The sequence below is a fragment of the Sphingobium sp. 22B genome (assembly GCF_001580035.1).
GTDB lineage: Bacteria > Pseudomonadota > Alphaproteobacteria > Sphingomonadales > Sphingomonadaceae > Sphingobium > Sphingobium fuliginis.
Window position 1 is genome coordinate 92,498 of the sequence record NZ_LTAB01000014.1, and the last position, 6,907, is coordinate 99,404.

General features: G+C 66.6%; 7 protein-coding genes. 6 read left to right on the plus strand and 1 reads right to left on the minus strand.

The window, feature by feature from the left end; genetic code table 11:
• Positions 1 to 45 precede the first annotated feature (45 nt).
• A complete protein-coding gene (gene ribB / locus A0J57_RS14185) occupies positions 46 to 1,329 on the plus strand; it encodes a 3,4-dihydroxy-2-butanone-4-phosphate synthase (protein ID WP_061938666.1) in 1,284 nt (427 codons plus the stop codon).
• Between the two features lie 11 nt (positions 1,330 to 1,340).
• On the plus strand, positions 1,341 to 1,763 hold the full coding sequence (gene ribH, locus A0J57_RS14190) for a 6,7-dimethyl-8-ribityllumazine synthase (protein ID WP_044661210.1): 423 nt from the start codon (positions 1,341 to 1,343) through the stop codon (positions 1,761 to 1,763).
• A gap of 168 nt (positions 1,764 to 1,931) precedes the next feature.
• On the opposite strand, the gene A0J57_RS14195 is transcribed toward ribH, so the two are convergent.
• Positions 1,932 to 3,014, minus strand: coding sequence for an alkene reductase (locus tag A0J57_RS14195; protein WP_061938669.1), 1,083 nt, complete (start codon positions 3,012 to 3,014; stop codon positions 1,932 to 1,934).
• Positions 3,015 to 3,201: 187 nt separating this feature from the next.
• On the opposite strand from A0J57_RS14195, the gene A0J57_RS14200 reads away from it, so the two are divergent.
• From A0J57_RS14200 to ssb, 4 genes are all read left to right on the plus strand, one after another.
• Complete coding sequence (locus tag A0J57_RS14200) at positions 3,202 to 3,867, plus strand: COQ9 family protein (RefSeq protein ID WP_061938672.1); 666 nt, start codon at positions 3,202 to 3,204, stop codon at positions 3,865 to 3,867.
• Between the two features lie 88 nt (positions 3,868 to 3,955).
• A complete protein-coding gene (locus A0J57_RS14205) occupies positions 3,956 to 4,213 on the plus strand; it encodes a FeoA family protein (RefSeq protein WP_025548285.1) in 258 nt (85 codons plus the stop codon).
• Positions 4,210 to 6,069 carry a ferrous iron transporter B gene (locus A0J57_RS14210; RefSeq protein WP_061938675.1) on the plus strand — a complete coding sequence of 620 codons (1,860 nt, stop codon included), beginning with the start codon at positions 4,210 to 4,212 and terminating at the stop codon, positions 6,067 to 6,069. Before A0J57_RS14205 ends, A0J57_RS14210 begins: the two co-directional genes overlap by 4 nt.
• Positions 6,070 to 6,095: 26 nt before the next feature.
• On the plus strand, positions 6,096 to 6,665 hold the full coding sequence (gene ssb / locus A0J57_RS14215) for a single-stranded DNA-binding protein (protein WP_061938678.1): 570 nt from the start codon (positions 6,096 to 6,098) through the stop codon (positions 6,663 to 6,665).
• Positions 6,666 to 6,907 lie beyond the last annotated feature (242 nt).

Sequence of the window (6,907 nt, forward strand, 5' to 3'; positions counted from 1 at the left end):
GATGTGATATGCCGCTCGATCCCGCCGTGGGAAGGAGTCTTCAGCATGTCGTCAGCCCTTATCGATACGGTCCGTTCGCTGGTTACGGAGGGCGGCATGTCGCGATCCGGCCTTGCCCGCGCGGCGGGTCTCCATGCCAATTCCCTGCGCAAGCTGGGCGAGGCGGACTGGAATCCGACGGCGGAAACGCTGGGCAAGCTGGAAAGCTATCTCGCCAAGCGGGAGGGCGGCACCGCGCTCGCCTCTCCCGAGGAGATCATCAATGAGGCCCGCAACGGCCGCATGTTCATCCTGGTCGATGACGAGGACCGGGAAAATGAGGGCGACCTGGTCATTCCCGCGCAGATGGCGACGCCGGACGCGATCAACTTCATGGCCACCCATGGCCGCGGCCTCATCTGCCTGGCGTTGAGCAAGGAGCGGGTCGACCATCTGGGCCTGGGACTGATGAGCCGCAACAACGGCACCCGCCACGAAACCGCCTTCACCGTGTCGATCGAGGCGCGCGAGGGCGTGACCACCGGCATCAGCGCCGCCGACCGCGCCCGCACCATCTCCGTCGCGATCGACGGGTCGAAGGGGCCCGAAGACATCGTGACGCCCGGTCATGTCTTCCCGCTGGTGGCGAAGGATGGCGGCGTGCTGGTCCGCACCGGCCATACCGAGGCGGCGGTGGACGTCGCCCGTCTGGCCGGGCTCAATCCGTCGGGCGTCATCTGCGAGGTGATGAAGGACGACGGCACCATGGCGCGGCTGGACGACCTCATCCCCTTCGCCCAGAAGCACAGGATGAAGATCGGCACGATCCGCGACCTGATCGCCTATCGCCGGCGGCATGATCATATGGTCGAACGCCGCGCCGAAACCGTCTTCAACAGCCAGTGGGGCGGCGACTGGAAGGCGATCAGCTTCTACAACAAGGCGACCCAGACCGAGCAGCTGGTGCTGCAGAAGGGCCATGTCTCCCCCGAAGAACCGACGCTGGTGCGCATGCACCAGCTTTCGCTGCTGGACGACGTCTATGGATCGACCGGGCCGCGCAACGGCCTGCTTGCCAAGTCGATGGAGATCATCGCCCGGCAGGGGGCCGGCATCGTCGTCGTCCTCGCCGCCCAGGCGCCGGGCGATTTCATGAGCCGCAGCCTGCGCCATCATGCGGGCCAGCCCGACTCCGGCATGGACGAATTGCGCGACTATGGCGTGGGCGCGCAGATTCTGGCCGAACTCGGCGTCCATGACATGATCCTGCTCAGCAACACGCACCACAGCCTGATCGCGCTTGACGGCTATGACCTGGCCGTGGTTGGGCAGCGGTCGATCGAGCTTTAAGGAACCTATCCATGGCAAAATTCCTGATCGTCGAAGCGCGCTTCTACGACCATCTCAACGACCTGCTGATCGAGGGCGCGGTCGCCGCGCTGGAGGATGAGGGGCATAAATATGAGGTGGTGACGGTTCCCGGCGCGCTGGAGATTCCCGGCGCGGTGGCGCTGGCGGCGGAAACCGGGCGTTATGACGGCTTCATCGCCATCGGCGTGGTGATCCGGGGCGAAACCTATCATTTCGAAGTCGTGTCGAACGAAAGCGCGCGCGGCCTGATGGCGCTCAGCATGGACGGCATCCCGATCGGCAACGGCATATTGACGGTCGAGAACGAAGCCCAGGCGCTGACCCGCGCCAGGCGGGACGAGAAGGACAAGGGCGGCGAAGCGGCGAAGGCGGCCATTGCCATGCTGGCGCTGCGGGAGAGATTCAGCGCCTGAGACGCCGGATTTAGGTGTGCAAAGGGGCTGCTGCCGGGCGGCCCCTTTCTTTATGCGGTTCGGGGTTGCGGCGGGCCAGGACGGGAGGCCGAAGTTGGCCGATCCAGCCCCCTCCCCTAAGGCGTGAGGGGGGAGTGTCCACTTTCCACCCGCCCCCCAGACCTCTATTCAGGCCGCTTCCTCCAGCGCCGGATAGTCGACATAGCCTTCCTCGCCCTGGCTGTAGAAGGTCGCCATGTTCGCGCCATTGAGCGGCGCATTGATCCGCAGGCGCTTGGGCAGGTCCGGATTGGCCAGGAAAGCGCGCCCGAAGCTCACGCCGTCGGCCAGGCCGCTGTCCAGATCCCGCTGCGCCCGCTCCAGGTCGTAATCGCTGTTCAGGATCAGCGGCCCGGAAAAATGCCGGCGGATGACCGGCGACTGGCGCGGCACGTCGGTCCGGCCGAAGGACCCGTCCGGCCCCGGCTCCCGCAGTTCAAGGAAGGCGATGCCGATCTGCTGCAGCACGTCCGCGGCCGCCGCGAACAGGGCGGAAGGATTGCTGTCGTCGACGCCCTGCGTCTCGCCATTGGGGGACAGCCGCACCGACACGCGGTCCGCACCGATGCCGTCGGCCACCGCCTGCGTCACCTCCCGCAGCAGGCGCACGCGATTTTCGATCGAACCGCCATAAATATCGTCGCGATGGTTGCTGCCGTCGCGCAGGAACTGGTCGATCAGATAGCCGTTCGCGGCATGGATCTGCACACCGTCGAAACCGGCCGCGATGGCGTTTTTGGCAGCGCGGACATAATCCGCGATCACGCCCGGAATTTCGTCTATGGCCAAAGGCCGCGCCTGTTCATAGGGCTTCTTGCCCTCATAGGTGTGCGCGTCGCCCGGTCCCGCGGTGGCGCTGGCCGAGACCGGCTGCTCGCCAGTCACGCTGCTGTGCACCACGCGCCCCATATGCCAGAGTTGCGCGACGATCCGGCCGCCTGCCTCATGCACGGCCTCCGTCACCGGCCGCCACGCCTCAACCTGCTCTTCCGACCACAGCCCCGGCGCGAAGGGCCATCCCAGCCCCTGCCGCGAAATGCCCGTCGCCTCGCTGATGATGAGGCCCGCCGAAGCGCGCTGGCGATAATAGTCCGCCATGATCGGCGTCGGCACATGATCGCGGGTCGCGCGGCCGCGCGTGAGCGGCGCCATCAGCACGCGATTGGGGGCATGGATCGCCCCGAGCTGTACCGGTTCGAACAGATTCGCCATGAAATACTCCCTTTTCAAAGTTGCAGATTGCAACGGGACTTGCCTGCCAAAGCCAGCTAGGATGCCTGGCGAGCCGCTTCAAGACCCTGGCCGCCGCCATGCCGCCAAGTTTTGCTTTCCCCGCCTTCATCTCGGCTAATGCGTCCGCGCGCTTGTACGCCTGCGCGGCGGGGCGTAATAGCGGGCCATGACCCCGACGCATCAAGACATGACGCTCGACGAAGTGCGGGCCGCGCTCGCCCCGATCCTGCCCCGCCATGCCGCCTTCGACGGCTGGCGCCGGGAAGCGGTGGCCATGGCGGCGAAGCAGTGCGGCATCGATGCCGACATCGCCGCGCTGGCCTTTCCAGGGGGCGCGATGGACATGATCGATGCCTGGTTCGAAAGCATCGATGCGCGGATGCTGGAGGCGCTGCCGGCTGAGAAGCTGGCGGCCCTGTCGATCCGCCAGCGCATAACGCGGCTGGTGGAAAGCCGCCTGACCCTGCTCGCGCGCGACCGGGAAGCGCTGCGCCGGGCGCAGGCGGTCATGGCCATGCCCCGCAACGCGGCCCGCGCCGCCAAACTCGGCTGGCGCGCGGCGGACGTGATGTGGCGCGCCGCGGGCGACGAGTCGACGGACCTCAATCATTACAGCAAGCGCCTGACGCTGGCGGGGGTTTATGCCGCGACCCTGCTGGTCTTCGTCGATGATGAGAGCGATGACTGGGCGGAGACCCGCGCTTTCCTGGCGCGGCGGATCGAAGGCGTGATGCGCTTCGAGCGCGCCAAGGCCCAGTGGAAGGGCATTGGCGGCGGCGAACGGCTGAGCTTCGCCCGCTTCATCGGGCGGCTGCGCTACCCGGCCATATAATCTGCCGCGCCGCCGCACCGATTCGCGCTGGCCTTTTCCAATCGGTATTGATAGTCACTCGCAGAAGTAAATGACGAGTGCCTTACCCTTGCGCCTGACCGACCTGCCGCTGCGCCAACCCGCTTATGTGGACCTGATCGACTGGAACGCGCTGTCCGCGTCCGACGGGCAAAGGCTGCGTGAATTCGGCCTGTGCGAGGGCGCGAGCGTGGAAGCGCTGCACCATGGCGGGTTGCTGGGCCGCGGGCCTATCGCCTGCAAGGTCGGCCGCATGACCATCGCCATGCGCCGCAACCATGCCGCCGCCATCACGGTCCGCACCGGCCCCTCGGACAGCGACCTGTGACGAACCTGCCGCTGATCGCGCTGGTCGGCAATCCCAATGCCGGCAAGAGCGCCCTGTTCAACGCCCTGACCGGGGCGCGGCAGAAGCTGGGCAATTATCCCGGCGTCACCGTGGAGCGCAAGGCGGGCCGCTTTTCCCTGTCGGACGGCCGCCCGATCGAACTGGTCGACCTGCCCGGCACCTACAGCCTCAACCCCACCAGTCCCGACGAACAGGTGACGCGCGACGTCATATTGGGCAGGCAGGCGGGCGAGCGCCTGCCTGACGCGCTGGTCGTGGTGGTCGACGCGTCCAATCTCGACAATCATCTCCGCTTCGCGCTGGAACTGATCGCGCTTGGCCTGCCGACCATCGTGGCGCTCAACATGGTCGACCTCGCCACCCGCGACGGGCTGGAACTGGACGCCCATATCCTCTCCCGTGAACTGGGCGTGCCGGTGATCTCCACCGTGGCGGTGCGCAAGCGCGGCCTGGATCATCTGCGCGGCGAGCTTGAATCGATGCTCGACGGCAGCGCAGGCAAGGTCCGCGCTTCCGCCGAACAGCGCGATTTCGAAGGGCTGCGCCGGGAAGCGCGCCGGATTGCCCGCGCGGCCATCGTGCGCGAAACCCCCTCCCGCCGGCTGACCGCGGCGGTCGACCGGGTGGCGCTGCATCCCGTGGCGGGGCTGATCCTGCTGCTCGCGCTGCTCTTCATCATGTTCCAGGCGGTCTATGCCTGGTCCGAAGCGCCGATCGCCATGATCGAGGGCTTTGTCGCCAGCGCCAGCGACGCCGTGACGGCCGCGCTGCCCGATGGGCTGCTGCGTTCCTTCCTGGTCGACGGGGTGCTGAACGGCGTTGGATCGGTCATCGTGTTCCTGCCGCAGATCCTGATCCTCTTCTTCTTCATCCTGATGCTGGAGGCGACCGGCTATATGGTCCGCGCCGCCTTCCTGATGGACGGGCTGATGGCCAAGGTGGGGCTGTCTGGGCGGGCCTTCATCCCGCTGCTCTCCTCCTTCGCCTGCGCGGTGCCGGGGATCATGGCGACCCGCACCATCGCGGACCCGAAGGACCGGCTGACCACCATATTGATCGCGCCGCTGATGACCTGTTCGGCGCGGCTGCCGGTCTATGCGGTGATCATCGGCGCCTTCATCCCGGCCCGAACGGTGGCGCTCGGCATCGGTTTGCAGGGGCTGGTGCTGTTCTGCCTCTACATCTCCGGCATCGTCGGCGCGATGCTGGCCGCGCTGATGCTGCGCCGCACCGTCACCAAGGGCGCGAGCGGCGGCTTCCTGATGGAGATGCCCAAATATCAATGGCCGCGCCCACAGGACATATTGCTCGGCCTTTGGCAGCGCGCGGTGATCTTCCTCAAGCGCGCGGGCACGATCATCTTCACCTCGACGGTGATCCTCTGGGTGCTGCTGAGCTTTCCCAAGGCGCCGGAAGATAGCGGCATCAGCCAGGTCAACTATTCGGTCGCGGGACGTGTCGCCAACGGGCTCAACCTGGTGCTCGCGCCGATCGGCTTCAACCGCGACATCTCGCTCGCGCTGATCCCGGCCATGGCGGCGCGCGAAGTGGCCGTGTCCGCGCTCGCCACCGTCTATTCGCTGGACGCCGACGAGGATGAAGCGAAGCTGGAACGCAGCCTGGGCGACCGGCTGAAGGACAATTGGCCGCTGCCGACTGCGCTCGCCTTCCTCGCCTGGTTCGTCTTCGCGCCCCAATGCATCTCCACCATCGCGGTGACGCGACGCGAGACCAACGGCTGGAAATGGCCGCTGTTCATGATCGGCTATCTGTTCATGCTGGCCTATGTCGCGGCGGGCCTTACCTACTGGACCGCCACCGCAGCAGGGCTATAAGGGCCAGCTAAAGTATCGGAGGAAACATGGCGGGTTCGGTCAACAAGGTTATTCTGGTGGGCAATCTGGGCGCGGACCCGGAGGTGAAGAGCTTTCAGAATGGCGGCAAGGTGTGCAACCTGCGGATCGCGACCTCCGAAAGCTGGAAGGACCGCATGTCGGGCGAGCGCAAGGAACGCACCGAATGGCACAGCGTCGCCATCTTCTCCGAGGGGCTGGCGGGCGTGGCGGAACGCTTCCTGCGCAAGGGATCGAAAGTCTATCTGGAAGGCCAGCTGCGCACCCGCAAATGGCAGGACCAGTCGGGCAATGACCGCTATACCACCGAAGTGGTGCTGCAGGGGCCGGGCGCGGTGCTGACCATGCTGGACGGCGCGCCGGGCGGCGGCAGTCAGGGAGGCGGCTTCGGCGGTGGCGGCCGCTCGCAGGGCGGCGGCGACTGGAGCGGCGGTTCGAGCGGCTTTGGCGGCGGCGATTATGACGATTTCGGCGGCGGCGGCTTTGGCGGCGGTTCCGGCCGCTCTTCCGGCGGCGGACGCGGCGGCGCTGGCGGGCCCAATTTCGACAATGACCTGGACGATGAAGTGCCGTTCTGAGGGCATTTTCCTGAAAGAAGGATGAGCGCCCCGCCTGGAAGGATGGGGCGTTTTTCTTTTGGTGGTCGGGCGGGATGGCGAAGGTCGATGGCCGGCCCGGTGAACCGCGTTGCTGCGCCGGCGTCGGGACGAGCCTGGCGCGCGTGATCCCCGCGACCGGCAAATATGCGCCAGCCGCCAACAAAACTTACTTTCCCCGGCATTTTGCCCTAGGCGCTTCCCATGCCCCGCCCTTCCCGCCC

Excerpts from the sequence above, each read along its gene's own strand:
- ssb (WP_061938678.1), top strand. The coding sequence starts at position 6,096 with ATGGCGGGTTCGGTCAACAAGGTTATTCTGGTGGGCAATCTGGGCGCG.
- ribH (WP_044661210.1), top strand. The coding sequence starts at position 1,341 with ATGGCAAAATTCCTGATCGTCGAAGCGCGCTTCTACGACCATCTCAAC.
- ribB (WP_061938666.1), top strand. The coding sequence starts at position 46 with ATGTCGTCAGCCCTTATCGATACGGTCCGTTCGCTGGTTACGGAGGGC.
- A0J57_RS14200 (WP_061938672.1), top strand. The coding sequence starts at position 3,202 with ATGACCCCGACGCATCAAGACATGACGCTCGACGAAGTGCGGGCCGCG.
- A0J57_RS14195 (WP_061938669.1), bottom strand. The coding sequence starts at position 3,014 with ATGGCGAATCTGTTCGAACCGGTACAGCTCGGGGCGATCCATGCCCCC.